We start from the raw sequence: 25,937 nt of genomic DNA, 5'->3' as shown, positions 1-25,937 counted from the left end.
CCTCTCCATGAAATAGTTACATTCATATTGTATCGAAGGAGTATATATGAATCAAATGAGCAGTAAAAAGAAGCTGTTGTCCGGTCGCCGTATGATCCGATTTATTCCCGCCGTATTATGGATGGCTGTCATTTTTGCGCTGTCCTCCAGAACAGGGGATGAGATTAACACGGTTCTTCCTTTTTTTCAAAAGCTGTTCCCTGGCATGACGGATTTCAATTGGGGGCATTTCGTCAGTTATTTTATATTGGCAGCTCTGCTGGACTTTGGCTTTGGCGCCCGTTCGGATAAGCTGTCGATGAAAATTGTCATTGTATTGCTGTGCGGCTTGTACGGTGTAACCGACGAATTCCATCAGTCGTTCGTGGGCGGCCGAATGATGGACATCATCGATGTGCGCAACGATATGATCGGCGCTGCGGTGTGGACGCTGCTAGTGTCGATTCCAGTCATACGCCGAGCCTGGAGACGCCTGGCTGGCTGAACGCGTTTTTCAAAGGCTTAGTAGTAAAAATTACATAGCCGTATAAGCAGGAGTTTTGCCAAAAAAGGTCGAATATTTTACTCACTCTCAGTAGGAATACGATTAGGTAAGATAGCGGTTCTGCCGCTATGAGAAGGAGCTGACCATCTTGCGTAAGACATGCCACTGCGGCGAGACGATGACGATGAAGCTGCGCACCGTCATCTATTCAGGGAAAGTTGAGATCGACAATGTGCCGATCTTCTCATGCACGACCTGCAGCAGAAGTGAAGTCATTCCGGAGGTAAAGCCGGACTTGACCGGATTGATCGCCCAACTTGGAGCTGAGCCCGACAAAGGCACGTTCCTGTTTAACGAATGCAATGAATGGGCAGATTTGTTAGTGGAAGCTAAAGCGAACAAGCAGCAGCCGGAGCTGCATGAAGTTGAAGCGCTGATCGAGCAGCGGGTGAACATGCTTCTTGATTTGCATTTGCTGGCACAGTCGCTGGATGATGAGGCATGGATTGCCGACATCAACAAGAGACTCCAGCAGATTAGCAGAAGAAAGCTTCATACATAACGTCCTGCGCTACTGCGAATCGTTGTGCTTGCACGGCTGATTATTAAAGGCTTCCGTGACGGCATGTCCTTCTGGCGTTGGAAGACAAGAGGGGACATGTATTCAACATTCTCACATTCGGATGGGGCGTCTGCTCTGGCGTACATTGCGAAAAGTAATATTTTGTCGTATCATTACTCTAATATGTGGCGTACGAAAAAATAAAATTCTGAACAAATGGAGAGAGAATCCGTGACGGTAACCATTTATGATGTAGCAAGAGAAGCAGGCGTGTCGATGGCTACGGTATCCAGGGTCGTGAACAACAACCCGAACGTAAAGCCAGCGACGAGGAAGAAAGTGTATGAAGCCATTGAACGTCTGGGCTATCGACCAAATGCAGTAGCTCGCGGTCTAGCGAGCAAAAAAACAACGACGGTAGGCGTAGTTATACCGGATATTTCCAATGCGATTTTTGCTGAGGTCGCACGCGGGATCGAAGATATCGCAAATATGTATCATTATAATATTATTTTGTGCAACGCTGACAAAAAGAAAGATAAAGAAATCCGAGTGATCAATACGCTTCTGGAGAAGCAGGTTGACGGCTTGCTGTTCATGGGCGGCGCTGTTACAGATGATCACCTGCAAGCATTCAAGACGGCCAACGTTCCGATCGTGCTGTGCGCGACCAGTGATGACAATAACCAAATCCCTTCCGTTGACATCAACCATGAAGAGGCGGCTTATGATGCGGTTATGAATTTGGTGTCCCAGGGACATAAGCGCATTGCCATGATTAGCGGCACGCTGCAGGACCCTTCCAATGGTTATGCCAGGTTCCAGGGCTACAAGCGTGCACTTGAGCAATCGGGCATTACATACGATGACACTTTGGTTCGCATCGGCAACTACCGGTATGAGTCCGGCGCCGAAGCGATGAAATATTTTATCGACCTGCAAGAACGCCCGACAGCCGTATTCTCTGCAACAGACGAGATGGCGATCGGCGCAATTCATTGCATTCAAGACTCTGGCCTGCAGGTGCCTGCGGATATTTCCATTATTAGTGTGGATAACAGCCGCATGGCATCCATGGTACGCCCGCAGCTTACCGCTGTCGCTCAGCCGATGTATGATATCGGTGCAGTATCCATGCGTTTGCTTACGAAGCTTATGAAGAAGGAAAATGTAGAACAATCCAAGGTCACGCTGCCTCATGAGATTGTTATTCGCCAATCGGTTGGAGGAATATAATAAACAATGGCTACATCGAAGATCGGCATCATCGGCGCAATGGCGGAGGAGATCGAGCTACTTCACCAGCATGTCGCCGTCGCTTCGGAATTTACGAAAGCGGGCATTACGTATTATGAAGGCACCCTGCACGGAAAGCAGGTTATCTATTGCAAGTCGGGCGTCGGCAAAGTGAATGCTGCGGTTTGTACGCAAATTCTGCTGGATGCGGGCGCGGATTGCGTTCTGTTCACTGGTGTGGCGGGGGCGCTGGATCCCAAGCTGGACATTGGCGATATCGTTGTATCGGAGAGCTGCATTCAGCATGATATGGATTGCACGCCGCTTGGCTTTGCCAAAGGTGTCATCCCGTTTCATCCGCGATCCGAGTTTGCGGCGGACAAGCAGCTTGTCGCGCTTGCGTATGCAGCAAGCGAGAAGCTGTTCCCGGGACACAGCTTGAAGGGCAAAGTACTGTCCGGCGATCAATTCATCGCCAGCCGCGAAGCGGTAGAGGCGCTGCATCAGACGATGCAGGGCGCTTGCGCCGAGATGGAAGGGGCGTCTGTCGCCCAAGTATGCGACATGCATGGCATTCCTTATGTGGTGATTCGCTCCATGTCCGATAAGGCTGATGGCTCCGCTCATGTGAACTTTGCGGAGTTCACGGTGAAAGCCTCGACCCATTCGCATCAGATCATCGACGAGATGGTCAAACATATCTAAGCACTTATCAAGCCGCTCTGCCGTCGCAATCGATGGTAGAGCGGCTTCTTTATGCCGTTATTTGGGCCACGTTGAGGAAAGGCTTCACCAAAAATACTGGCGTATATTCATTTTGCTTTATTGTTGCAAGATTCCGCTGCACTCTCATAAATGCAACAACAGCTGTATATGAGTTGTGTGACACTACTAAATTCAAAGTCGCGACAAATGAATATTTTCCCGATTCGATGCACCGCTATTTCCCTGTCAACTCAACCAGCGCTTCGTTTTTCTCTTAACGCCGCGCGCACCTTTACTGCACAATAGCTATCAGCCGAGCGCAGTGCGCTGACCGATAGCTATTAGGTTGCTTGCTCGTTATGGAGTGAATGACGATCAAATGATAGCTACATCACGTTACAAATCCTGTATCACAATCGATTGCGTATTGCGGTTCTGCTCGTTAATGATGTCACGGCGCGGGATTGGCGGGATGGCTGAGCTGTCGTCCTGCCAATTGTCCGGCAACGGGACGGGGCTTTCGCTCTTCCATCGCAACAGCCAGTCGGCAGGCAGCGCCTTTACTTCATGTGCCCGGATTGCTGCGGCAAGCGGGTGATCCGTCATCTCCAGCCACACCTGCGCCCAGGCCCGCGGAACAACGCGCCATATATCGTAACCGCCACCGCCAAGCGCGATCCAGCGGCCTTCCGTATACGTGTGCGCCAGTTCATGCAGGATAGCGGGAATTTCCTGGTAAATGCGCATGCTGCAGTGAATATGCGACAACGGGTCATACGCATGGGCATCACAGCCATGCTGGCTCAGAATGACATCTGGCTTGAACGCCTCAATCACCTTACGGATCGTCACATTAAAGCTCTCCAGCCACGATTCGTCCTCGGTGAAGGGCTCCAGCGGCACATTGAAGCATGCGCCGAAGCCTTTGTCTACGCCTTTCTCATAAGCGTATCCGGTGCCGGGGAACAGATATTTGCCAGTCTCGTGTATCGAATACGTGCACACATCGGGGTCGTCGTAGAATGACCATTGCACGCCGTCTCCATGATGAACATCCGTATCGATGTAGAGGACGCGGGCGTTATATTTGTTGCGAATATGTGTAATGGCAATTGCAGCGTCATTGTACACGCAGAAGCCCGCAGCGCGGTCTGGGAAGGCGTGATGCAGCCCTCCCGCCAAGTGAAAGGCATGCAGGGCGCGGCCGCTCATAACGGCTTCTGCGGCTTCTACAGAGCCCGTCACAATCGCGCAGGCTGCCTTGTGCAATCCGGGGAAAAACGGCGTGTCCTCCGTTTGCAGCCCGAATTGCTCGGCGAGCACCGCTTTGCTGCGGGGGTCGTCCTCCGTATCCAGCAGCTTGACGGCTTGCACGTAATCATGACGGTGCACAAGCTTCAGCATATCATCATCAATGAGATAATCAGGCCGTATGATCTGTTCGTTCGTAAGCGCTTGCGTTTCCTTCAGCAGATCGATCGTTAACGCTTGGCGAATCGGATCGAAGGGATGGTCATCATGAAATTTATAGCCGGATGAATCGGGATGATGAATGAATACAGCGTTTGATACCATTCTGAGCTCATTTCCTTTCCCTGCAAAATGTACGGCTTAATACATGAATCGATTGCGAAATCGGACCCGATCGAACTTCTCGATGGAGCTCAGCGGCACTTCTTTGCCGATGCGGACCATGAGGCAGTTCGCGGGATGCGAGCATATCTCCGGATCATCGGTGGCATACCAGATCATGTCAGCCGATTTCATTAAGTTTTCCATCATGGTCCGGTAATCCCATACGTTCAGGCCGGTGCCCTCAAGATCCCAATGCCAGTAATATTCCGTAGTGTATACAATCATATTTTCCAGCTGTTCCTCGGCAAAAGCCATGTTGATCAGACGCTTGCCCAGCCCGTAGGACCGGTAATCATTGGCGACTTCAATCGCGCCTAGCTCGACCAGATCTTCCATGCCGCCTTCGGACCAGCGCTCGAGCTCATCCGGGTAGTGGAACGTTACATATCCGACAATCAAGTCGCCCTCGCGGGCAAGAATGATGCGCCCTTCCTCCAATCCGGCTATCTCTACGAGCGCTTCATGCTGATCCTTCGGTCTGCGGAAGGCATCTAGCGATTGATGCATCGTATACGCAGTCAGGCGATCGGGAGGGACAGGCCCCTCAATAATCAGCTCGTGGTTGTCACGGGTCGTAATCATGTCTCTCTGCAGCCGCTTACGGTGCTCCATTCAGTGGTCCCCTTTCGTTTCAACTGTCGCGAGAAAACTGATTATTTCTTCCTCCAAATTGATTATTTCCTACTATTGTTTATAACAAACAATCAAGAAAATGAAAAGCGTAGTCGAAAGGAAAGGTGTTGTGGTATAATGATAGTGGATTTTTGAAAGCGCATACCTATACCAACGTTTTACAGATTTGATGGGAGAGTGATAGAATGATCAACTTGCATCAAGAGCGTGTACCAGCAACAGCGACGAACCCGAATTTAAAAAATTACGAAGAAGCGGCAGCAACCTTCCAATGGGAGCAAATCGAGAAGCAGTTCAGCTGGCATGAGACGGGAAAGGTGAACATGGCTTATGAAGCGATTGATCGCCATCTCGAGCTCGGTAGAGGCCATAAAGTAGCGCTTTACTACAGCGACAGCGAACGCGATGAATCGTATACATTCGAGCAGCTGAGCAAACAATCCAACCGGTTTGCCAATCTCCTGCGCAAGTTTGGAGTCGGCAAAGGCGAGCGTGTCTTCATCTTCATGCCGCGTACACCTGAACTTTACTTCAGCGTCCTCGGAACATTGAAGGTCGGCGCAGTAGTAGGGCCGTTGTTCGAAGCCTTTATGGAGACGGCGGTCAAAGACCGGCTGCAGGACAGCGAAGCGGTAGCAATCGTGACGACGCCTGCGCTGCTTCATCGCATTAAGCGTGATGAGCTGCCTGGTCTGAAGCATATTATCGTCTACGGCGACGATATCCCTGCTGAAGAAGGAATTGTAAACTTCAAAGAAGAGATCAGCCAGATGTCTGACGAAGCCGAGATCGAATGGCTGGATCGTGAAGACGGGCTGATTCTGCATTATACATCCGGATCGACGGGCAAGCCGAAAGGCGTGTTCCATGTACAAAATGCGATGGTCCAGCACAAATACACAGGTCAAGTTGTTCTGGATCTGAAGGACGACGATATTTACTGGTGTACGGCCGACCCGGGTTGGGTAACGGGAACGTCTTACGGTATTTTCGCTCCGTGGCTGAATGGCGCGACGAATGTGATTCGCGGCGGACGCTTCAGCCCAAGCGACTGGTACAACGTGATTCAGAAGTACAAAGTAACAGTATGGTACAGTGCGCCTACGGCATTCCGCATGCTGATGGGTGCTGGCGACGACCTGTCGAAGCAATTCGACTTGTCCAGCCTGCGCCATGTGCTCAGCGTCGGCGAGCCGCTGAACCCGGAGGTTGTGCGTTGGGGCATGAAGGTCTACAATCAGCGTATTCATGATACATGGTGGATGACAGAGACCGGCGGACAGCTGATCTGCAACTATCCGAGCATGGACATTAAGCCGGGCTCCATGGGCAAGCCGCTGCCTGGCGTTCAAGCGGCGATTATCGACGACAGCGGCAATGAAGTTCCGCCGTACCGCATGGGCAATCTGGCTGTGCGCGTGCCTTGGCCGTCCATGATGCGTAAGATTTTTAACAACCCATCGAAGTACGCGGAGTATTTCCGCCTGGAAGGCTGGTACGTATCCGGCGACTCCGCTTATATGGACGAGGATGGCTACTTCTGGTTCCAAGGACGTATCGACGATGTCATTAATACGGCAGGCGAGCGCGTAGGTCCGTTCGAGGTCGAGAGCAAGCTTGTTGAGCATCCGGCTGTTGCGGAAGCTGGCGTTATCGGCAAGCCCGACCCAATGCGCGGCGAGATTATCAAAGCCTTTATCGCGCTTCGCGAAGGTTTCGAGCCGTCCGAAGAGTTGAAGAAGGAGATTTCCCAGTTCGTCAAAGTAGGTCTCTCCGCACATGCTGCGCCAAGAGAGATCGAATTCAAGGATAAGCTGCCGAAGACGCGCAGCGGCAAGATTATGAGAAGGGTGCTGAAGGCATGGGAGCTGAACCTGCCGACAGGCGACCTGTCTACAATTGAAGATTAATAAGCAAATGAATTGAAGCCTTTAGGTCTGTTTGTAGACCTAAAGGCTTCTTCTTTGTTCGTATAAATTCAAAACGATGCGTTCAATCGGTAAACAGCAGGGAAGAGCCAGATAATAAGAGGAGTGTACACAAGCGGGTTCAGCCATGTACGCTCAAACTAAAAGCAGCGCCCCGGAAGGGAGGCGCTGCTTTGTTGACATAGGCCAGTGGTTCAGTAACGCCCATGTATTATTGACCTACTGTAACTCTCGCTGACGGCGATGACACGCCGGAGCCATTCTCAGCCGTGATCTGATAGCTGCCGCTGGATAGCGGCGCCAAATGCTCGAAGCTGGTCTGAGAAGTAGTTCCCAGCTTGACATAATTGCCGTCGCTGCCGGCACTGTAATAGATGTTGTAGAGCGTAACTTGATCGGATACCGGATTGGCTGCCCAGCTCAACAGGATGCTGAGATCGGAGCTCTCCGCCGTTAGTCCGGTAGGCGCGGAAGGCGGTGTGCCTGTTTCGCTGCCGTTATTGCCGTTGTTTCCATTATTGCCGTTATTCTCGCCGTCAGGGAAGCCCGGAATACCCGGTACCCCCGGAATTTCAGGCAATTCCGGCAAGATGGAACCATAATTCATAATGGCGCTTGGTGCGGATTCCTTGCCAACGACATCGACGGCTACGACATAATACGTTGCCGCTTCTTTGTCCGAAGCCTTAAAGGTGAATTTGGTCTCGTCGCCTAGAAGAACGGATGCACCGGACTTCGCATAATCGGCTTGGTTCGTGGAACGGTACAGCCTGTAGCCGACCACGTCAGGCGACTTGCTGGCAGAGAATGTGATCGTAACGTCTCCTGCGCTTGAAGCGCTGAGCTTCGCATCGGCCGGCGTCTGCGGTGCAGCGCCGTCATCTGTGCGCGGATCGGTCTTGGAAGGCGCGTCATTCTGTGCGTCCATAGGGACGTATACCTCCAGCGGCCTTCTGTTTTTGGCAGGCAGCTTGGATTGCGCCTCTTTGATTTCGTCCATCAGCACATCTAGCGGCTTCTTGCGCTTGATGACAACCTTTTCCTTCAGCATATCGTCAGGCGTCAGCTCGTTAGGGACATAGTTAATGCCTTCATACGTAATGTATTTCATATTAACGAGTGCATCGTCTGCTTTCTTCGGCAAATATTCTTTGTTGAACCAGTCGGTTACGAGCAATCCGGCTGACTTGGTCAATTCCGTAGGCAACAGTCCGCTTGCCTTGGATACGGTCGCTTTCACGACACCGTCCGGTTTCGCGAAGCTGTCCGTTACGAATAGCTCTGGCTTCTCTTCTGTGAGCTTATTCATAATAAGCGTCCAGACGGAGCGTGCGCGGGTCTGGCCGTTGTTGGAGAGGGAATTGATCTGCTCCTCATAACCGGCCCATACACCGAGCGTGACGTCAGGCGTAAAGCCCATGAACCATACGTCGCCATAGCTTTGGGTGGAGCCGGTTTTGCCTGCTACCGGAATCTTGCCGTATTGCTTGAATTGCTTGGTTACCTGATGGCCTGAGCCGGAAGGATCGGATATTACCGTCTTCAGCATGTCGGTCATCAGGAAGGCTGTTTGCTCAGAGAAGACGCGTTTCGGCTGTTCCTTGTGCTCATAGATCATTTTGCCGTTGGCATCTGTAATTTTTTCAATCATGTAAGCGTCCTGGAATACGCCCTGATTCGGGATAGAGCCGTATGCGTTCGTTAATTCTTCTACCGAGACACCAAGGCGCAAGCCGCCGATAACGCCTGTCTGGGAATAAGCATCCTCAGGCTGCAGCGTTGTAATGCCAAGCGATCTTACAAATTCCCATGCTTTGTCAATCGTGACTTCTTCGTTGAATATTTTCAGCGCAGGAAGGTTAAGCGAGCGATTAAGCGCATCGCGTGCCGTGACAAGCCCTCTGAACTTATTCGTTACGTTCATCGGGATATGGAAGCCCTTCTGACCGTCCTTCATTACGATTGGCGCATCGTCGATAATGCTTGCCGGCTGAATGATACCGGCGTCGATCGCGGGCAAATAAGCGGCCAGCGTCTTCATCGTGGAGCCTGGCTGACGAATCATTTGCGTTGCGAAGTTCATCTGCTCTTCGTAGAAGTCACGGCCCTCCAGCATGCCGATGATGGCGCCGGACTTGTGATCCAGCATGACGCCTGCGATCTGCTCGATGCCTTTCTTCTCGCTGTATGGCGTGAAGTTGTCTTCATTGCTGGCAATTTCGCGCATAATCGTATAGACATCTTTGTCGATCGTCGTATAGACATGGTAGCCGCCGCGCAGCAGCTGCTCGCGTGCTTCCTCGATCAGACCGGCATTCTCCTTCTTGCGAAGGTCGGCTTTGGTCAGCGTCGGATCGCCTTGCATGAGCAGCACTTCCGCTGCTTGACGCTCTGCTTCAAGCATCAGGTAAGGATAGGTCGTATACGCCTTCTCGCTAGGCGGTGCGATAGAAGAACGAATATCGAATTTAAGGGCTTCTTCATATTGCTGCTGATTCAGCCTACCTGTCTCCATCATACGCTTGAGAACGAGCTGCTGGCGCTTCACCGCGCGTTCGAACCCTGCTTCGTTGAACTTCCCTGAGCCCGTAAAGGCGGTGTAGAGGGAAGGCAGCTGAGGCAGGCCTGCCAGGTAAGCGGATTGGGACGTATTGAGCTTGGACAGGTCGGTTATGCCGAATATGCCCTTGGCTGCGGCTTTGATGCCGAATACTTGATAACCGTTGGAGCCATTGCCGAACGGCATTTTGTTCAAATAAGCCGCTAAGATTTCTTCTTTCGTCAGATAACGCTCCATGCGAAGCGACAGGAAGATCTCCTTGATCTTGCGGCTGTCGGTTTTGTCGAGGCTAAGGAACACCCGGCGCGCAAGCTGTTGTGTCAGCGTACTGCCGCCGGTTTGCGTATCTTCATTAAATAGCTTCTGCTTGACCGCGCGGCCGAGGCCGTTAATATCGACGCCGTCATGCTCGAAGAAGTTGTTGTCTTCCGTAGACAGCAGGGCGTCAATGACGGATTGCGGAATTTCGTCGTATGTAATGACGATCCGGTCCTCGTCGGTCCGCAGCTGTCCGACCAGCGAGTCATCTCTGAAGTACACATAGCCGGTCATGGAATATTCGCCGACCTTGTCCTGAATGACGCTTTGCGGCCTAATTTCTTCATCCTTGACCAGAGCGGCCACGTAGCCTGTCATGACGCCGCCTGCCAGCAAGCCAAAGATTATGCCAAAATAAACAATCCATTTTACAGTAATGAATGATACCAATCCGAATAATCGCCATCTGCTGTAAGGTGCCTTCGGCGATGGTTGACGATCTTCTTGCATGCTTATAACTCCTCCTCCAAAATAGCATTACCATTATAGCACAAAACCCTTTATGGTACATGTCTCGTGCCCTGATATTCCATTTCTGTCCATATGACAACCCTGTGCCACAGCGCTAGTGCAGCTTGGAATACAGCATGCAGCAGAGGTCATAGAAGAAAGTGCTGCATTTATTCTTCATCTATAGACGAAGAGAGAGGGGAAAAAGTTTTGTTAGGCAATGTGTATGAATAGAGCCTTGCCGCATCTATCGTTCAAGTGTACCATGGAGAAGGGTGAACCGCCGTTGCATCATACCGTGTGCAATGGCGCTGTGAACGCGGGTCAAGGGATGCCTGAGTTGTCCAGAGCGAAAAACAAGCCTTTTTCAAGTAAATGGAAGAACGATCGTGTGCATGGCATCATAAATCGATGAAGTGTTGTCGGTTGCCTTTATTTTAGAAACTATTTCACAACTAAAACGTAATAAATAACGGAAACGATAACAGGTTATGCCTTTTGAGAGAGGAGGAGGAAAATGGAGACGATCTATATGGCCTGTCTCATCGGCGGCATTCTGTACGCGCTAGTCAGCGTTATATTCGGGGATTGGCTGAGCCAAGCGATGGACGGAGTGCTTGACTTCCTGTCGCTCGACGGTCCGTCGATTTTCCAGCCGATGACGCTGGTAGGCGGCATTACGATCTTCGGGGGAGCCGGACTGTTGCTGGAGCAATATAGCGGGCTCGGTATCTGGGTTATTGCGCTGATCGCTTTGCTGATCGCCATTGTGGGCGCTATCGCCGTTTTCTTCCTATATGTGAAGCCGATGGAGAACAGCGAGAATTCGATTGCATTCACGATCGGTTCGCTTGCCGGATCTCAAGGCGAAGTGATCGTTCCGATTCCGGAGAAAGGCTATGGCGAAGTATTGGTCAAGGTAGGGGCGGGCAATACCAACCAAATCGCAGCCAGCTACGACAAAAAGCCGATACCGGGCGGAGCGATAGTGGTAGTGGTTGACGTCAGGGAAGGCGTATTGTATGTATCGGAGCTGAACCTGTCGATCTAATAATTTTAATAAGAGAGGAGAAATTGAATGGAACAGTACTTAACAATTCCTATTATTGTAGTTGGGGTTCTGGTCGTCCTTGGCTTGGCTTTCTGGGCGCGCTACAAGACGGTAAGCCCGGATGAGGCGATGCTGGTAACAGGGTCATTCCTCGGCACCAAGAATTCACTTGTAGACGAGTCAGGACGCAAGGTGAAAATTATTCGGGGCGGAGGCGCATTTATCCTTCCGATCTTCCAGAAGGCCGAGTTTCTGTCGTTACTGTCGCATAAGCTGGACGTATCGACGCCGGAGGTGTATACGGAGCAAGGCGTTCCGGTTATGGCTGACGGGGTTGCGATTATCAAGATTGGCGGTGCAATTGAAGACGTAGCGACAGCTGCCGAGCAGTTCCTGGGCAAGCCGACGGAAGCGTTGAAGGGCGAAGCCCAAGAGGTTCTGGAGGGTCACCTGCGGGCGATTCTGGGCTCCATGACCGTAGAGGAAGTATACCGTAACCGCGACAAGTTTGCGCAAGAGGTGCAAGGCGTGGCGGCGAAGGATTTGAAGAAGATGGGTTTGCAGATTGTCTCCTTCACGATCAAGGATCTGCGCGACAAGCACGGCTATCTGGATGCGCTTGGCAAGCCGCGTATCGCAGCGGTCAAGCGTGACGCAGAGATTGCCGAAGCGGAAGCGGTACGGGATGCTCGTATCCAGAAGGCGCTTGCGTCTGAGGCTGGTCAGAAAGCGGAGCTGCTGCGCGATACGAATATCGCGGAAGCCGAGAAGGATAAGGAAATGAAGGTCGCTTCCTTTAAGCGCGACCAAGATACAGCGAAAGCGGAAGCGGATCAGGCGTATTCTATCCAGGAAGCGCGTGCGAAGCAAAGCGTAGTCGAGGAGCAGATGAAGGTCGAGCTCGTCCGGAAGGAAAGAGAGATCGATCTGGAGGGCAAAGAGATTCTTCGCCGCGAGAAGCAATACGACGCGGAAGTGAAGAAGAAGGCGGACGCCGATCGTTATGCCGTCGAGCAAGCGGCAGAAGCGAACAAAGCGAAGCAATTGCGTGAAGCGGATGCCATGCAGTACCGGATCGAAGCGGAAGCGAAAGCGCAAGCTGCTCAGAAGCGTCTGGACGGTTTGGCGGAAGCCGAGGCTGAACGTGCCAAAGGTACGGCGGAAGCCGAAGTTATCCGTCTGCGCGGTTTGGCAGAAGCGGAAGCGAAAGAAAAGCTGGCCGATGCGTTCGCGAAGTTCGGCGAAGCGGCGGTTCTCGATATTATTGTCAAGATGCTGCCAGAGCTGGCAGGCAAAGTGGCGGAGCCGATCAGCTCGATCGACAAGCTGACCGTTGTAGATACGGGCAATGGCGAAGGCGCAGCGCGGCTTAGCAACTATGTAACGTCGCTGATGTCGACGGCGCCAGAGATGCTGAAGAGCGTGTCCGGCATCGACTTGAATCAATTGATCCAAGGATTGACCTCCAAGGCGATTGCGCCGGCAGCGCCGAAAGCTGCACTTCCGGTCCAAGCTCCGGCGGCAGCGAGCAAGCCTGCTGCACAGGCGCCAATCAAGCCGGTTAATCCGACTGAATAACAGTTCGAAGAAGAGCACGGCAAAGGCCGAGTCAGGGAAGGATAACTTCCCTGACTCGGCCTTTTTTTGCTTTGCGCATGTCATATTGGCAACAGTGCAGTGGTGCGCTAATCGCTAGGACGATGACATCTCCGGTAATCGGTTGGCGAGATGCCTTCCTGATTTTTGAAGGTGCGGATAAAGGTATTGCGGTTGTTGAAGCCCACCTGCTCCCATATCTCATGGATCGGAGCGGAAGAGGAAGTAAGCATTTCCTTCGCTCGGACTATCCGCAGCTGCTGCAGGTACTTGTGGAAGGTCGTGCCTAATTCCTTTTTGAGCAGCCGTGACATGTACTTGGGTGTCGTATTGTACTTGTCCGCCAGAATGTCCAGCGTAATCTCCTCGGCGTAATGGTTGTCCAGATAGGTGCGGAACAGCTTGATATTAAAGGCATCCGTAGGCGGCGACTCGCAGAGCTCAAGCACCCGATCGAAAAACTGGTATAGATGCTCTGTCATCTCCTTAGTGGATCCAACATCCGATGAGAGCAGGAATTGCGTCATGTCGAGTTCTTCCTCATGCTCCTCGGCAATGTTTTTGCTCTTCAGCGCTTGAATGCCGATCAAATATAAGTGAACGAACAGCTGCTTCATGTTGGTTCCCGTCATATAACGGTCCGTATTGGTGGCAATGACGACATCCAGCAGCCCTCTGAACTCTTCGCGCTTGCCTGCCGCAAGGAGGTTGGCCAATATCTTCTCGTCAGTCCGGCTAAGCACATAGCGCGGCTCCTCAAGCTCATACTCCGAATACTGCACGATTCGTTTGGAATCGAAGGGAGACACCTGCCATAACGCTTTCATGGCTTCTACATAAGAAGTTTGCATCCCCGTATAATTTTCATGGACCCGTCCCATCCCAATGTGAATACGCAGCTCGGCTTCGTCTTGACGGAACAAGCTGTCAATTTGCCTGAAGTAAGCGGAATAGACCTCAAAGTCATTCTTCGACGCGGGGTTGGTCAGCACAGCGAACATATGGGCATCCAGCTCCAGGATGTAGAGGGGATGCTCTTGCGGCAATAACGCATTCAGTATGCGGAAGATCGTATCTGTCGCTTCGTTCTGGAACTTCTCCGAATACAGATCATAGAACGGCTTTCGGAAGTTGCACTGAATCAGGCTAACCTGAAAATACGGATTCGGAAACTGGAAATCCAGCTTGTTCAAATAGGAATCGATCACGTCATGGTCGTAAGGAAAGTTCGATTGGAGCACCTTGGCCAAAAAATGTTTCGTTGCGATTGGCAGCGAATAGGACAAGGTCCGGTTCAGATCGTCTACATCCGTCAAGATTCGTTTGATTTCCGTATTCAGAAATTCCAGCTCGTTGATAGGCGAGTGCGTTTTATCCTTTCTGGAGCCAGTGCCTTGCAAGGTTTGCACCAGCGAGCGGATAGGCGAATAGAATCTGCGGCTGAACAAGATCGACAGCAGCAGAGAAACAAGGAAGAGTATGCCGGTAATCGTGACATTCCAGCTCTTCATCTTGGTCAAGGCCGATGTAAGATCGGTATGGGGAACCGCCACCACCATCGTCACGTCCCGGAAAAAGAAGTTTGTTGTGTATTTGATAATATGCATGTTCTCGCCTTCATGCACGGCGTCAAATTTCGTCTCCGGGTTCAGCAGCAGCTCGTTCATAAAGGATTGCATAGACACATCGATCATACGAGTCGAAGCCAGCATATTTCCTTCCGTATCGGCGACCATGATTAGGCTGTTCGGTGTCTGCATGTAGCTTTGCAGCAAATTGCGGACAGCCTCTGCCTTCATATTAATGACGTACAAATTGTTGGAGTAATGACCGCCCACCGTCGATTGCACGACCGAGATCGTCGATTCGCCGCGATTGCTATAGCTGCTTGAGACAACGGAAGGAGGCAATATCGTAAACAAATGATGATTCGTTTTGTATCCCTGCCAGAAGGATAGCGGATATTGCTCCATCTTGTATGCGCTTTCATAGAATGACTCCGGTTCATAGGTGCCGTTATCGCTAATGATGACAGATTCATCGCGTTTATAGATATAGGCGTTGTCAATGTAATTGCTGCTAGCCTTAATGCGTGAGAGCGAGCGCACGGCTTGCGAATAATCCGCGTATTTGCCGATATCGTCTTCCGCATATTGGGTCGTAATGACTTTCAGAATGTTCGGATCAAGCGCCAGCAAAAAGTTCGATTGATAAATGCCGTCGAACAGATTGTTCATGGTAGAGGAAAGATTGGATAATGAACGGTCATAGTTCGTTCTGAGCTGTGCTTCAATATAGTTCATGGAAATGCTGGTGCTCAGGAACAGCGCAATTTGAATGAAAGCGGACAGCGATACGAATAAAATGATTAACCGGTAGAAAATACTCCGGAAGCCGAGCCGTGACCCTCTGTGACGGATATTTTGCATGTTCTCACCTCATCGACATTCTGTACTCGTTGCTGGTTGGATGGAACAGGTCGATCCGTTAGACAAGTTTGGTTCAAATTATAGGTAACCTTCGGTGCAAAAGCAATGCGTAGCCGTGCGATATCTGCAACAAAGTGGAATTGTGGGACATGGGGAAATATGCAACATGAGCTAATCGCTTGTCCGCATGGCTGGCGGTGCGAATCATGTGACAAGGGCGAAAAGAGTGACAACGGGCTGCGCCTATGCACGAAACTGCAAAGATGAAAAACGTGACCGGCGGGCGAACTTGGCTATTACGGGCGATCCTTGCGATGTGGTTTGATGGATTCACGGACCTGACGGCCGAAATAACCGCACATGAAGGGGAGTAACGACATGAATAACGCCGCCGCATCGCCGCCGAGATCGAAGGATCACGTACCGAACGTCAAGCGTGCAGGGCGCTCATACTGGAAGCGAAATTATTACTATTATGTATTGCTGGCTTTGCCGCTGCTTTATTTTTCCATTTTCCGTTACGGACCGATATTCGGCAATATTCTGGCCTTCCGAAAGTACATGCCGGGCGGACCGCCTTATGGCACGGAATGGGTAGGCCTGCGTTATTTCCGAATGTTCATGGAGGATCCGAACTTCTGGCTGGCGTTCAAAAATACGATCCTGCTCAGCGTGATGAACCTGAGCATCAGCTTCCCGCTGCCGATCATTTTTGCACTCCTTATTAATGAAATCATGGGGGCGCGGCTGAAACGGTTCATTCAGATTATCTCGTATTTTCCGAACTTCATTTCCATTGTTGTCGTGGTCGGACTAATCAAGGAGCTGCTGTCGCCTACGAACGGCATCGTCAACAAAGTGCTGGGGTCGCTTGGCATCGATCCGATATTTTTCGTAAATCAGCCTGAATGGTTCCGTTTCATCTATATCAGCTCGGATGTCTGGCAGTACATGGGATGGAACGCCGTCATCTTCGTAGCTGCGCTGGCCTCGGTCGATACGCAATTATATGAAGCGTCGGAGCTGGACGGAGCGGGACGATGGAAGCAGACGATCCATGTGACGATTCCGCAAATTCTGCCTACCATATCGGTTGTATTCATTATTTCGCTCGGTTCGCTGCTTTCGCTAGGATTTGAGAAGGTATTGCTTCTTTATACGGCAAGCAACTCCGCAACGAGCGATATTATCGATACCTTCGTATTCCGCATGGGACTTGAGAACAACAACTACAGCTACGCGACAGCAGCAGGCCTGTTCGGCGGGTTGATCGGCTTCGGGCTTGTCTCGGCGGCCAATTATATCTCGCGCAAACTGTCGGGCGTATCGCTTTATTAAGGAGGGGTCGTATGTTATACCGGAAAACCAAAGGTTATCGTGTATTTATGATCTTTAATTATTGCATACTGGGCATGGTTATGCTCGCGATCGCATTTCCGTTCATCCATCTGATTTCCATTTCATTCAGCGAATCGGCGGCTATATTAGGCGGGAAGGTCGTCGTCTGGCCGATTGGGTTCAATATGGACGCCTATCTGAGAATCTTCGATCACCCGACCATCTTGCAGGGTTTCAAAAATTCCATCTTCCAAACGCTGCTCGGCACATCTATCGGATTGTTCATGACGATCATATGCGCATATCCGCTCTCCAAAACGTTCCTGAAAGGGCGCAAGGCTTTTGTCTTGATCGTCATGTTCACGATGTTTTTCAGCGGCGGTTTGATACCGACTTATCTGGTCGTGAAGAGCGTTGGCTTGATCGATACGATCTGGGCTGTTGTCATTCCGTTCTGCATTACGCCGTATTACTTGCTGCTCATGATGACGTTTTTCCAGGGCATACCTGAGAGCTTGGAGGAAGCGGCGATGGTCGACGGCTTGAATCCGATGCAAATTCTGTTTAAAATCGTCATTCCGTTATCCAAGCCGGTTATTGCGGCGATTACGATGTTCTTGATCGTGTATTATTGGAACAACTGGTTCAATTCCATGATCTACTTGAATTCAAGCGATATGCATCCGGTTATGATGATTGTTCGGAATATAGTGGCCGGCGCCGATCTGGCATCCATGGGGTCGGGTATTGGCCAAAATGACATTACGACGCTCTCTTCGGCTTCGCTCAAGGCGGCAGTTATTATGGTCACGACGATTCCTGTCGTATGTGTATTTCCCTTTGCGCAAAAACATTTTGCCAAGGGGGTGATGCTAGGCGCGGTCAAAGGTTGATTGATCTTATATCTCGCTAGTGCTACTACAAAAAAGGGAGGATATCAACAATGAATATGAAATTTCGCAAAGGGGTCATGACGACGCTGGCGGCTCTGCTTGTGGCACTGCCGATCAGCGCCTGCTCGCAATCATCCAAGGAGCCGAGTTCCGATCCCGCTGGCCCGACTGGACTGTCTATGATGTACAGCGATTCTTCCGCGTATCCGTTCAACAAGGAATGGGCGCTCTTCAAGCAATTGCAGACCAAGGGCAATGTGCAGATCGATGTGCAGGCCGTTCCTTCGCCTGACTATAAGAATAAGCTCAAGATTGTGCTAAGCTCGGGCACGATTCCCGATCTGGTGACAGAAGTGACGCAAGAGATCGTCCTGGAATTTGCCCAGAACGGCGTGCTGCTTCCGCTCAGCGACTACATGGATAAGCTTCCGAATCTGGAGAAGAAAATTAAGGAGTATGAGATCGAGGATGAGCTCGACAACTGGCGGACGAAGGACGGCAAGCTCTACGTGGCTCCGGTCATGAACGAGGCGGCCCTCTATAATACAGCGCCAGTCATTCGGATGGATTTGCTGAAGAAGTATGACCTGAGCGTTCCTGAGACGATGGACGATCTGTACAACGTGCTTAAAGTGCTGAAGGAAAAGGATCCTTCATCGTTCCCGATGGCGAACCTTGTCCGCGCGGAGACGATCCGCAACTTATCCGGCGCGGCGTGGGGCATCGATCCTTCCTATAACGGCTTTGTCTACGACGAGCAGCAGCAATCGTACACGTATCTTTATACAAGCGATAATTACAGGCAATATGTGACGTTCCTGAACAAGCTGGTATCCGAGAAGCTGGCCGATCCGGAGCTGTTCACCTCCAGTCTGGATTCATGGAAGCAGAAGCTGGTTACCGGGAAAAGCGTATTCACTTATACGTGGATAAGCGAGCTCGCTCAGCTGAATGCGGACGGCAAGAAGAATGTAAGCCCGGATTTTGATCTGGCTCCGATTCCGCCGATTGCAGGTCCTGGCGGCAAGCTGGCTGCCAGCACGCAGCGCATCCCGCACGGCATTGTCCTTCCGGCTTCGGCTGCCAACAAGCCGTATTTTGAAGAGCTGCTGGCATTTGTGAACTATTTGTACAGCGACGAAGGCAATACGATCGTGACATGGGGCGAGGAGAACGATTCCTTCACCGTAGTGGACGGCAAGAAGCAGTTCACAGACAAAATTACAGGCGCTACCAGCATCCAGCGCGCGCTGTGGGACAGCGGAGCCTCCAACCAGAACTACACGATGCTGTATACCTACGACTGGTTCACCAAGGTTCTGGACAATCCGCTCGTGACATCGCTTACCGAAGAGGCGCGGGCGAACAATTGGTTCCCGCCGATTGTGAAGGTTCCGAAGCTGACCTCGGACGAGAAGGAAGAAGAAAATATGCTGCTTACGACACTTAAGGACAGCTATGCGAAAGCGCATGACGGATTTGTGTTCGGCCGTCTCGGCAATGATGCCGATTGGGAGAACTATGTGAAGGATATGGAAAATAAAGGCGTGAAGAAACTGATCGAGCTGTACAACAATTCCATGAAGTAATCGGGATGCAGGGCTGAACAGGCCCTGTTCTCAACCCAATCATGTTGACACCCCTGTAAGGGGGCGTACGAAAGGAATGAAAACGTATGAACGAAGTATTGAACATTATGGTCATCGGGGCACATCCCGATGAGCCGGATATCTATGCAGGCGGTACAGCGGCTCTGTTCGTCTCGCTAGGGCATCGTGTAAAATTTCTGTCACTGACGGATGGATGCTGCGGGCATCAGACCATGGATCGTGCCGCACTCGTCCAGCGGCGCAAGAGGGAGGCGGAGCTGGCGAAAGAGCGGCTCGGGCTGGTTGAATACGAGGTGCTGGACACGCATGACGGGGAACTGCTTCCTACGATTGAGCTGCGCCAAGAGGTCATTCGCCAGATTCGCCGCTTCCAGGCTGATGTAGTCATCTCGTTCCATCCGGAAGGCGGCCGCCATCCTGACAACCGCTATGCCGGACATATCGTCGGCGATGCTGCGCCGTTCGTCCGTGTGCCGCTTACGGTACAGGATACGCCTATTCCGATGAAGGAGCCAATCTATCTGCTTATGCCGGACTATTCCATGAAGGAACGATATTCTGCCGATCTAGTTGTAGACATCGGGGAAGCGGTAGAGCAGAAGCTGCTTGCTTGCGACGCTCACGCCACCCAGTTCTACGAGTTCAGCTCTTGGGGCCAGGATCATCCCGTACCGGAGGATTGGGAGGGCAAAAAGCAGTTTTTGCTGGCAGGCTGGGCTTCGTTCTTCGATGTAAGCGAAGAGATGCTGCCGGCTCTTGAGCAGGGCTACGGCAAGGAGCGGGCATCGCGCGTAAGGTATGCGGAGCCGTTCGAATTCGCGCCGTACGCCAGCCGCCCGTCTGAGGAGCAGCTACAGCGGTTATTCCCGATGCTTCGTTCCTAGTCTCACTGCACGATGAGTCGTAGACTGCAAGAATTATAGATTAATAGGATTGGGGCAGGTGAACGTATATGAAATTAGGCATTGATATGCATCACGGTTTTTTGCAGGAGGAGCTGCCCGTTGAGAAGGCGCTCCAGAAGGCGAAGCATGAAGGCTTCGACGGCGTATATTACAAGCTGCCGCTTTCCGTATCTCCGACGCTTGATCGTTCCGAACTACAGGCGGCGGCTGATTGCGCAAGAGAGCTGGGCTTGTATGTAGATTTCGGCATCGGCCGCGTCAATCCGTTCAACACAAATGAAACGCCAGAGGCATGGACGATCGGCGGCGGCGATTACAAGCGCGCCGTAGAGAAAATGCTGGAAGCGGCGGCATTCATGGGCGCAAAGGAACTGATCGGGGTGACGGCCGGCTGGAAAGGACAGCATACGGGCTATCACGTCTATGACCGGTTTCGGACGGATGTGACATGGGAAGAGCAGCTGCAGGCGACTGCCCGGTTTTTGAAATCGCTTGCACCGGCGCTCAGAGATACAGGAACCCGGATTAATCTGGAGACGCATGAGGAAATTACCTCCTTTGAAATCTTGCGTCTGATCGAGGAAGTGGGAGAGGATGTGCTTGGTGTGGCATTCGATACCGCGAATGTCGTGTCGCGTGCGGAGGACCCGGTTTGCGTAGCACGGCGAACGGCTCCGTATGTGCATCAGATGCATGCCAAGGACTGCATCCTGTATTTCTCGGATACAGGATTGATTAGGCAAGTGAAGCCGGCGGGCGAGGGCTTCGTCGACTTCCGCGAAATCTTCTCGATCATCTCGGCGCATCAGCCCGACCTGCATATCCAGATCGAAGACCATAAGGGCCTCATGCATCTGGATCTGTATGTGGCGGAGTGGCGCAACAGCCATCCTGATCTGACGGTAGAGGAGACGGCGGAGCTGGTCAGACATGCATGGCGCTGCCAGCAGCGTATATTGGCTGGCGCTCTTCCCGATCCTGCCATCTACGAGGGGCCTTCCTATGCGGAGCAGCGGGATCAGCGGCTGCAGCAGGCGAGCTCTCATCTAAGCGGCCTGCTTCGGGATATGGGGCTGCGGTCATGAAGAAAAAACTGAAAGCTGCTTATGTCATCGGCTATGAGGACGATGACCATGTCATATACCGGAACGGTGAAGTGGTCTACGAAGGGGATACGATTCTGTACGCGGGCAAGCAATACCCGGGAACGGTTGATGAAGAGTTGGATATGGGACTGGCGATTATCAGCCCCGGCTTCATCGATCTCGATGCGCTAGTTGATATAGATCACGGCATTCTCGATGTCGCAGTTCCTAGAACGGCTGCGGACCGGTATCGGCGCAATCCGGACACCTTCCGAAAGTCGGAGCTGTTCAGCCGGGAGGAGCTGCGCACCAAGCATCGCCTGTCGTACGCCCAGCTCATCATGAACGGCATTACGACGGGGATGCCGATTGCGGGAGACGGATTCCGGGCATGGGCAGAGACGTACGAGGAGATGGCCGACGGGGCAGAGATCGCCGCCGAGCTCGGCATGCGCATGTACCTGGGACCGAGCTACCGAATGTCGCCTTCCCCGCATGCCCCGGTTGATTCGGATAGAGGACCGGCAAGCGTTCGCGATGCTTTCCGGTATGTGGAGGATTTCGACGGCTCGTTCGACGGACTAATCCGAGCATTCCTATCGCCTTGCCAGCTGCCGAATCTGACGGAGGATGTTGTCAGAGAAACCAAAGCCTTCAGCGACAGCAAGGGGGTTCCAATTCGCCTGCACTGCGCGGAATCGCCTCAGGAAGCGGCGTATTTGCTGGAACGGTACGGGCTATCGCCGATTGAATATTTGGCTCATCTGGAATTCCTGGGCGCAAGAACACTTATTCCGCATGCCATTCTAACCGGACCGATGCTGAGCAGCGGCAAGCCCAAGAGGGATGAGCTGGCTTTGCTCGTGCATTCCGCGACTTCTGTTGTCCATACGCCGATCGCGGAAGCGCATGGCGGCCAGGCGCTCTATTCGTTCAGCCACTACCTTGCGGCTGGCGTCAATATGACGATGGGAACGGACACTCATCCAGCCGATATGATTCAGAACCTTAACTTCGCCTGGAACCTCACACGAATTATCGAACGCGGTGAGCTGTTCAATCCCTATGGCGGGCCAATCGAGGCCGCTACGCGCAAGACGACGGAAGCGGATCTGTTCCGCGCAGCAACGACGAATGGAGCGAAAGCGCTCGGACGCGACGATCTGGGCAAGCTGGCGCCGGGCGCCAAAGCCGATATCATCGTCGTCGAATTGGATTCGCTTCGCGTCACGCCGATCGAGGACCCGATCCGCACGCTCATTATGAACACGACGGGAGCGAATGTCCGCGACGTCATGATCAACGGGCGGACGGTCATGAGAAACTTTGCGCTGCCGGACTTGGATACGGAAGAGCTGCGGGAGAAAGCCCAGCAATGCTTCAATAAATATAAAGCCTGTTATACCGTGACCGACCAGGAGCGCCGTTCCGGGGACGTGTTGTTCCCGCCTGCTTTTCCGATTATCGATTAATATCCAGGTATAGTTGAAGGAGATTGTTTCTGTGGTGTTATTCATGCCCTTTGCGGCAGCTTCCCTGTTTTTGCTGCAATCGCTTCTGCTTAAGAGGCTAGGCGGCAGAGGACAGGATACGTTAACGGTCCATGCCGCTTATATGCTTCTTGTCGCGGCTGGCTGCCTGATTGCCTGGGCTTCATTCAGCAGCAGCCTGCGAATCAGTCCGTCATCGGTCGGTACAGGCATGCTGTATGGCATCGACTTTGCCCTCACCATGATTTTGTATGCCAAGGCGTTGACTTGCGGGCCGTTATCCTATTCTTCATTTTGCTTCTCTGCCAGCATGCTCATTCCGGTAGCCGCAAGCAGCATGCTTTGGGGGGAGAAGCTTAGCTTGCCTCAAGTTATCGGCATTGTTCTGTTTCTCTTGTCCTTTTATTTCATCCTTGTTGTTGATGCCGGGAGGAAGGGAGAGTCTGCGCGTCCTGAGAAACGCTGGTACGGTTATGCACTTGGCGCATTTGTATTGAACGGGCTGCTATCCGTATTCGGCAAGCTTCAGCAGATCGTGGTTGGCGGAGAGACGGCAGCTTTTCTCGGTATCGGATTTTTGTCGGCTGCTGCTGTGGCGCTGCTGGCGGCGCTTGTCCTTTCAGGACGGAGGAGAAGGCCGGACAGAGCCAAAGGTTCGGCATCTCTAGGGTCTATTCTGCAGCAAGCGCCGTCAAGCGGCTTTCCTTGGCTGGTCATCCTCGCTCTGGCGGCAACGACGGGCATCGGCAACGGATTGGTTGTATGGCTGACGCCGAAGCTTGCCGGGGCGTACTTATTTCCCACAATTAACGGAAGCGTTATCGTCGGATTGCTGTTCGCTTCCAGAGTGGTGTATGGAGAGCGCCTGACTGCAGCTGGCTGGACGGGCGCTTTGATTGGAGTAGCAGCTGTCATTCTGGTCAGCTTATAAAGATAAAAAGGAGTGTAGAGATGATGCAATTAGGAGTATTAGGCAGTTGGAACGGATTTCATGTAAAGGAATATGCAGCTATGCTGGCAAGGAAAGGCGAGGCGAAGCTCGTAGCCATCAGCGATGATGAACATGCTTTGGCATCAGCCGCCGCAGAGGGGCTCAATCTTACGGTCATGTCTCATCAGGAGCTGCTATCCGATCCGGCTATTGCAGGTGTTATCGTGACGGCTGCGCCTAATCGCGCCGCTGCTTTAATCGCGGATGCCGTGTTGGCGGGGAAGGCCGTGCTGGCTGATAAGCTGATCGCGGTTAACGGTGCAGATGCGGTGCGGGTGGCAGAGGCGATCCGTGCTGGTCAAGTGCCTTTTGCGCTAGATCTTCCACTTGCGCAGAAGCCGGTCTGTCTGGCGGCGAAGCAGACGGTCGATTCGGGACGTCTCGGGCGCTTGACAGGCGTGCATATACGCAATGCCCATGGCGGGCTGCTGAAGGGCATGCTGCCGCCGCATTTTATCGAAGATCCTACAGGCTTGCTGACGGATATTGGGCTGCATGGCATCTATATGGCTTGTCTGCTGCTCGGACAGCCGGAAGCGGTGACGGCCATATCTTCTGGCGATGCGGCTTCACGTACGCCGGAGACGGCGGTGTGCGTGCTGGAATTCAAGGAAGGTCTGCTGGTGACGGTGGAGATGGGATATGTGTCGCCGGTCTCTCCTTTCTCGCTGGAGCTCTTCGGGACAGAGGGGATGTTCACCGGAGGCGGTTATGCCGGATCAGCTCGGGTCAAGCAGCTTAACGATGCTGACTGGACGGATCTGCCTCTCCTGCAGGAGGATGAGCGTCCGCTCACGATGCTGGAACAGTGGCTTCAGGATATCGAGACGGCTGGTGGCGAAAGGCAGGCCTGGAACCTCAATCAAGGCATTGTCATTGGGCGGGTGCTAGAAGCGATCACGCGGTCACTGGAGCAGAGCAAGCGCGTATCCGTACAATCTTGATTGCCGATACGCCATAGAACGATTAAGAAGGAGGAGGGCATCGCAGCCTTCCTCCTTTTATCCTGCCCGGACATAAAAGCCCTTCCGTCCTCCGAAATGGAGTCGAAAGGGCTTCTAGTGATGTCTTTCATTGGCATCCGCCAAGCAGGACAATAAGAAAAAGAGAGGCCAATCGGCCTCTCTTTCGTCCTAACTATTAACGGCTGTAGAATTCGACGATTTGTTTCTCATCGATTTCTTGGCTCAGCTCAGCGCGCTCAGGCAGGCGAATGTACTTGCCTTCCATTGCTTGCTCGTTGAATTCCACGTAGTTCGGAAGGTGATGACGGCCTTCCAGAGCTTCCTTGATGGATTTCTGGCCGCGGCTGCGCTCGCGCAGACCGATTACGTCGCCAATAGCAACCGTGTAGGAAGCGATGTCGACTTTCTTGCCGTTTACTGTCACGTGGCCGTGAGCTACCAGCTGACGAGCGCCAGCGCGGGAGTTCGCGAATGCCAGACGGTAAACAAGGTTGTCCAGACGGCTTTCAAGCAAAGCCATGAAGTTTTCACCGGCTTTACCTTTTTGCTTAGCTGCTTTGTCGTACAGGTTGCGGAATTGCTTCTCGTTCAAACCGTACATGTGACGAAGCTTTTGTTTTTCTTGCAATTGAACGCCGTAGCCACTCATCTTTCTGCGTTGGTTAGGGCCGTGCTGTCCTGGTGGGAAAGGGCGTTTCAAGTCTTTGCCAGTTCCGCTCAGGGAGATGCCCAGGCGGCGGCTTAGTTTAAATTTAGGTCCTGTATAACGTGCCATGTGTCGTGTTAACTCCTTCATCAAATGTAATTTTGAGAATGGGGTTGTGTTGCGCGGATAAACGTTCTATAGATGAATGCCATCCCTGCCAAGCACTTCAGCCGCTGGCTTGTCAGTGAACGAATGTCCTGAGGGTGACACAAAACCGTACGCCCATGTTTTCATCAATTAATATTATATGAAATACAGGCGAAAAGTCAAGATTGTTCCTCGTATGGTCATAAAGGCCTGATTCGCGATAAAAGCGTCTAAAGTCCTATAAATTTTGGGAACGATAGTGCAAAATTCTTAAAAATAA

Annotated in this window: 20 protein-coding genes; 15 read left to right on the top strand and 5 right to left on the bottom strand. The window is 52.1% G+C overall.

What is annotated here, in order from left to right:
• Nucleotides 1-55 precede the first annotated feature (55 nt).
• From D3P07_RS00390 to D3P07_RS00375, 4 genes are all read left to right on the top strand, one after another.
• A complete protein-coding gene (locus tag D3P07_RS00390; protein WP_119798917.1) occupies nt 56-484 on the top strand; it encodes a VanZ family protein in 429 nt (142 codons plus the stop codon).
• 148 nt (nt 485-632) lie between these two features.
• Nucleotides 633-1,046, top strand: a complete 414-nt coding sequence (locus D3P07_RS00385; protein ID WP_119798126.1) for a hypothetical protein — start codon at nt 633-635, stop codon at nt 1,044-1,046.
• Nucleotides 1,047-1,277: 231 nt separating this feature from the next.
• Nucleotides 1,278-2,282 (top strand): catabolite control protein A, encoded by a 1,005-nt coding sequence (gene ccpA / locus D3P07_RS00380; RefSeq protein ID WP_119798125.1) that lies wholly within the window; start codon nt 1,278-1,280, stop codon nt 2,280-2,282.
• 6 nt (nt 2,283-2,288) lie between these two features.
• Complete coding sequence (locus D3P07_RS00375; protein WP_119798124.1) at nt 2,289-2,987, top strand: 5'-methylthioadenosine/adenosylhomocysteine nucleosidase; 699 nt, start codon at nt 2,289-2,291, stop codon at nt 2,985-2,987.
• A gap of 396 nt (nt 2,988-3,383) precedes the next feature.
• Here the strand turns inward: D3P07_RS00375 and D3P07_RS00370 are convergent, their stop codons facing one another.
• Together D3P07_RS00370 and D3P07_RS00365 are read right to left on the bottom strand one after the other, a co-directional pair.
• Nucleotides 3,384-4,562 carry an acetoin utilization protein AcuC gene (locus D3P07_RS00370; RefSeq protein WP_119798123.1) on the bottom strand — a complete coding sequence of 393 codons (1,179 nt, stop codon included), beginning with the start codon at nt 4,560-4,562 and terminating at the stop codon, nt 3,384-3,386.
• Between the two features lie 36 nt (nt 4,563-4,598).
• Nucleotides 4,599-5,234 carry a GNAT family N-acetyltransferase gene (locus D3P07_RS00365; protein ID WP_119798122.1) on the bottom strand — a complete coding sequence of 212 codons (636 nt, stop codon included), beginning with the start codon at nt 5,232-5,234 and terminating at the stop codon, nt 4,599-4,601.
• Between the two features lie 206 nt (nt 5,235-5,440).
• Here D3P07_RS00365 and acsA point away from each other — a divergent pair, with 206 nt between their 5' ends.
• On the top strand, nt 5,441-7,165 hold the full coding sequence (gene acsA / locus D3P07_RS00360) for an acetate--CoA ligase (RefSeq protein WP_119798121.1): 1,725 nt from the start codon (nt 5,441-5,443) through the stop codon (nt 7,163-7,165).
• A gap of 229 nt (nt 7,166-7,394) precedes the next feature.
• Here acsA and D3P07_RS00355 read toward each other — a convergent pair whose 3' ends face one another.
• On the bottom strand, nt 7,395-10,511 hold the full coding sequence (locus tag D3P07_RS00355) for a transglycosylase domain-containing protein (protein WP_119798120.1): 3,117 nt from the start codon (nt 10,509-10,511) through the stop codon (nt 7,395-7,397).
• Nucleotides 10,512-11,028: 517 nt separating this feature from the next.
• Here D3P07_RS00355 and D3P07_RS00350 point away from each other — a divergent pair.
• Together D3P07_RS00350 and D3P07_RS00345 are read left to right on the top strand one after the other, a co-directional pair.
• The gene (locus tag D3P07_RS00350; RefSeq protein WP_119798119.1) at nt 11,029-11,562 is read left to right on the top strand and encodes an NfeD family membrane protein; all 534 of its coding nucleotides are present in this window, start codon (nt 11,029-11,031) and stop codon (nt 11,560-11,562) included.
• Nucleotides 11,563-11,589: 27 nt separating this feature from the next.
• Entirely contained in the window at nt 11,590-13,140 is a 1,551-nt protein-coding gene (locus D3P07_RS00345) for a flotillin lipid rafts scaffold protein FloT (RefSeq protein ID WP_119798118.1), read from the top strand.
• Nucleotides 13,141-13,247: 107 nt separating this feature from the next.
• On the opposite strand, the gene D3P07_RS00340 is transcribed toward D3P07_RS00345, so the two are convergent.
• The gene (locus D3P07_RS00340; RefSeq protein WP_119798117.1) at nt 13,248-15,587 is read right to left on the bottom strand and encodes a helix-turn-helix domain-containing protein; all 2,340 of its coding nucleotides are present in this window, start codon (nt 15,585-15,587) and stop codon (nt 13,248-13,250) included.
• A 378-nt stretch (nt 15,588-15,965) separates the two neighbouring features.
• Here D3P07_RS00340 and D3P07_RS00335 point away from each other — a divergent pair, with 378 nt between their 5' ends.
• The 8 genes from D3P07_RS00335 (at nt 15,966) to D3P07_RS00300 (ending at nt 24,843) form a co-directional block, all read left to right on the top strand.
• On the top strand, nt 15,966-16,925 hold the full coding sequence (locus D3P07_RS00335; RefSeq protein WP_119798116.1) for an ABC transporter permease: 960 nt from the start codon (nt 15,966-15,968) through the stop codon (nt 16,923-16,925).
• Between the two features lie 11 nt (nt 16,926-16,936).
• A complete protein-coding gene (locus D3P07_RS00330) occupies nt 16,937-17,818 on the top strand; it encodes a carbohydrate ABC transporter permease (protein WP_119798115.1) in 882 nt (293 codons plus the stop codon).
• 50 nt (nt 17,819-17,868) lie between these two features.
• Nucleotides 17,869-19,407: an extracellular solute-binding protein gene (locus D3P07_RS00325; RefSeq protein WP_119798114.1), complete on the top strand. Its 1,539-nt coding sequence runs from the start codon at nt 17,869-17,871 to the stop codon at nt 19,405-19,407.
• An 86-nt stretch (nt 19,408-19,493) separates the two neighbouring features.
• Nucleotides 19,494-20,312: a PIG-L deacetylase family protein gene (locus D3P07_RS00320; protein ID WP_119798113.1), complete on the top strand. Its 819-nt coding sequence runs from the start codon at nt 19,494-19,496 to the stop codon at nt 20,310-20,312.
• A gap of 68 nt (nt 20,313-20,380) precedes the next feature.
• A complete protein-coding gene (locus tag D3P07_RS00315) occupies nt 20,381-21,418 on the top strand; it encodes a sugar phosphate isomerase/epimerase family protein (protein WP_119798112.1) in 1,038 nt (345 codons plus the stop codon).
• Nucleotides 21,415-22,890, top strand: a complete 1,476-nt coding sequence (locus tag D3P07_RS00310) for a chlorohydrolase family protein (RefSeq protein WP_182914116.1) — start codon at nt 21,415-21,417, stop codon at nt 22,888-22,890. Before D3P07_RS00315 ends, D3P07_RS00310 begins: the two co-directional genes overlap by 4 nt.
• A 31-nt stretch (nt 22,891-22,921) precedes the next feature.
• Nucleotides 22,922-23,839 carry an EamA family transporter gene (locus D3P07_RS00305; RefSeq protein ID WP_119798110.1) on the top strand — a complete coding sequence of 306 codons (918 nt, stop codon included), beginning with the start codon at nt 22,922-22,924 and terminating at the stop codon, nt 23,837-23,839.
• Between the two features lie 20 nt (nt 23,840-23,859).
• A complete protein-coding gene (locus D3P07_RS00300) occupies nt 23,860-24,843 on the top strand; it encodes a Gfo/Idh/MocA family protein (protein WP_119798109.1) in 984 nt (327 codons plus the stop codon).
• A gap of 196 nt (nt 24,844-25,039) precedes the next feature.
• Here the strand turns inward: D3P07_RS00300 and rpsD are convergent, their stop codons facing one another.
• Nucleotides 25,040-25,639 (bottom strand): 30S ribosomal protein S4, encoded by a 600-nt coding sequence (gene rpsD, locus D3P07_RS00295; RefSeq protein WP_119798108.1) that lies wholly within the window; start codon nt 25,637-25,639, stop codon nt 25,040-25,042.
• Nucleotides 25,640-25,937 lie beyond the last annotated feature (298 nt).

The sequence above is a fragment of the Paenibacillus sp. 1011MAR3C5 genome (genome assembly GCF_003591485.1).
Classification (GTDB): Bacteria; Bacillota; Bacilli; order Paenibacillales; family Paenibacillaceae; genus Pristimantibacillus.
This window is presented reverse-complemented; position numbering and strand designations above follow the sequence as displayed.

What these genes read in the sequence shown, in the direction of transcription:
- D3P07_RS00350 (WP_119798119.1), top strand. Translation starts at nt 11,029, where the DNA reads ATGGAGACGATCTATATGGCCTGTCTCATCGGCGGCATTCTGTACGCG.
- rpsD (WP_119798108.1), bottom strand. Translation starts at nt 25,639, where the DNA reads ATGGCACGTTATACAGGACCTAAATTTAAACTAAGCCGCCGCCTGGGC.
- D3P07_RS00300 (WP_119798109.1), top strand. Translation starts at nt 23,860, where the DNA reads ATGATGCAATTAGGAGTATTAGGCAGTTGGAACGGATTTCATGTAAAG.
- D3P07_RS00335 (WP_119798116.1), top strand. Translation starts at nt 15,966, where the DNA reads ATGAATAACGCCGCCGCATCGCCGCCGAGATCGAAGGATCACGTACCG.
- D3P07_RS00345 (WP_119798118.1), top strand. Translation starts at nt 11,590, where the DNA reads ATGGAACAGTACTTAACAATTCCTATTATTGTAGTTGGGGTTCTGGTC.
- D3P07_RS00310 (WP_182914116.1), top strand. Translation starts at nt 21,415, where the DNA reads ATGAAGAAAAAACTGAAAGCTGCTTATGTCATCGGCTATGAGGACGAT.
- D3P07_RS00365 (WP_119798122.1), bottom strand. Translation starts at nt 5,234, where the DNA reads ATGGAGCACCGTAAGCGGCTGCAGAGAGACATGATTACGACCCGTGAC.
- D3P07_RS00340 (WP_119798117.1), bottom strand. Translation starts at nt 15,587, where the DNA reads ATGCAAAATATCCGTCACAGAGGGTCACGGCTCGGCTTCCGGAGTATT.
- acsA (WP_119798121.1), top strand. Translation starts at nt 5,441, where the DNA reads ATGATCAACTTGCATCAAGAGCGTGTACCAGCAACAGCGACGAACCCG.
- D3P07_RS00315 (WP_119798112.1), top strand. Translation starts at nt 20,381, where the DNA reads ATGAAATTAGGCATTGATATGCATCACGGTTTTTTGCAGGAGGAGCTG.
- D3P07_RS00330 (WP_119798115.1), top strand. Translation starts at nt 16,937, where the DNA reads ATGTTATACCGGAAAACCAAAGGTTATCGTGTATTTATGATCTTTAAT.
- D3P07_RS00355 (WP_119798120.1), bottom strand. Translation starts at nt 10,511, where the DNA reads ATGCAAGAAGATCGTCAACCATCGCCGAAGGCACCTTACAGCAGATGG.
- D3P07_RS00320 (WP_119798113.1), top strand. Translation starts at nt 19,494, where the DNA reads ATGAACGAAGTATTGAACATTATGGTCATCGGGGCACATCCCGATGAG.
- D3P07_RS00375 (WP_119798124.1), top strand. Translation starts at nt 2,289, where the DNA reads ATGGCTACATCGAAGATCGGCATCATCGGCGCAATGGCGGAGGAGATC.
- D3P07_RS00325 (WP_119798114.1), top strand. Translation starts at nt 17,869, where the DNA reads ATGAATATGAAATTTCGCAAAGGGGTCATGACGACGCTGGCGGCTCTG.
- D3P07_RS00370 (WP_119798123.1), bottom strand. Translation starts at nt 4,562, where the DNA reads ATGGTATCAAACGCTGTATTCATTCATCATCCCGATTCATCCGGCTAT.
- D3P07_RS00390 (WP_119798917.1), top strand. Translation starts at nt 56, where the DNA reads ATGAGCAGTAAAAAGAAGCTGTTGTCCGGTCGCCGTATGATCCGATTT.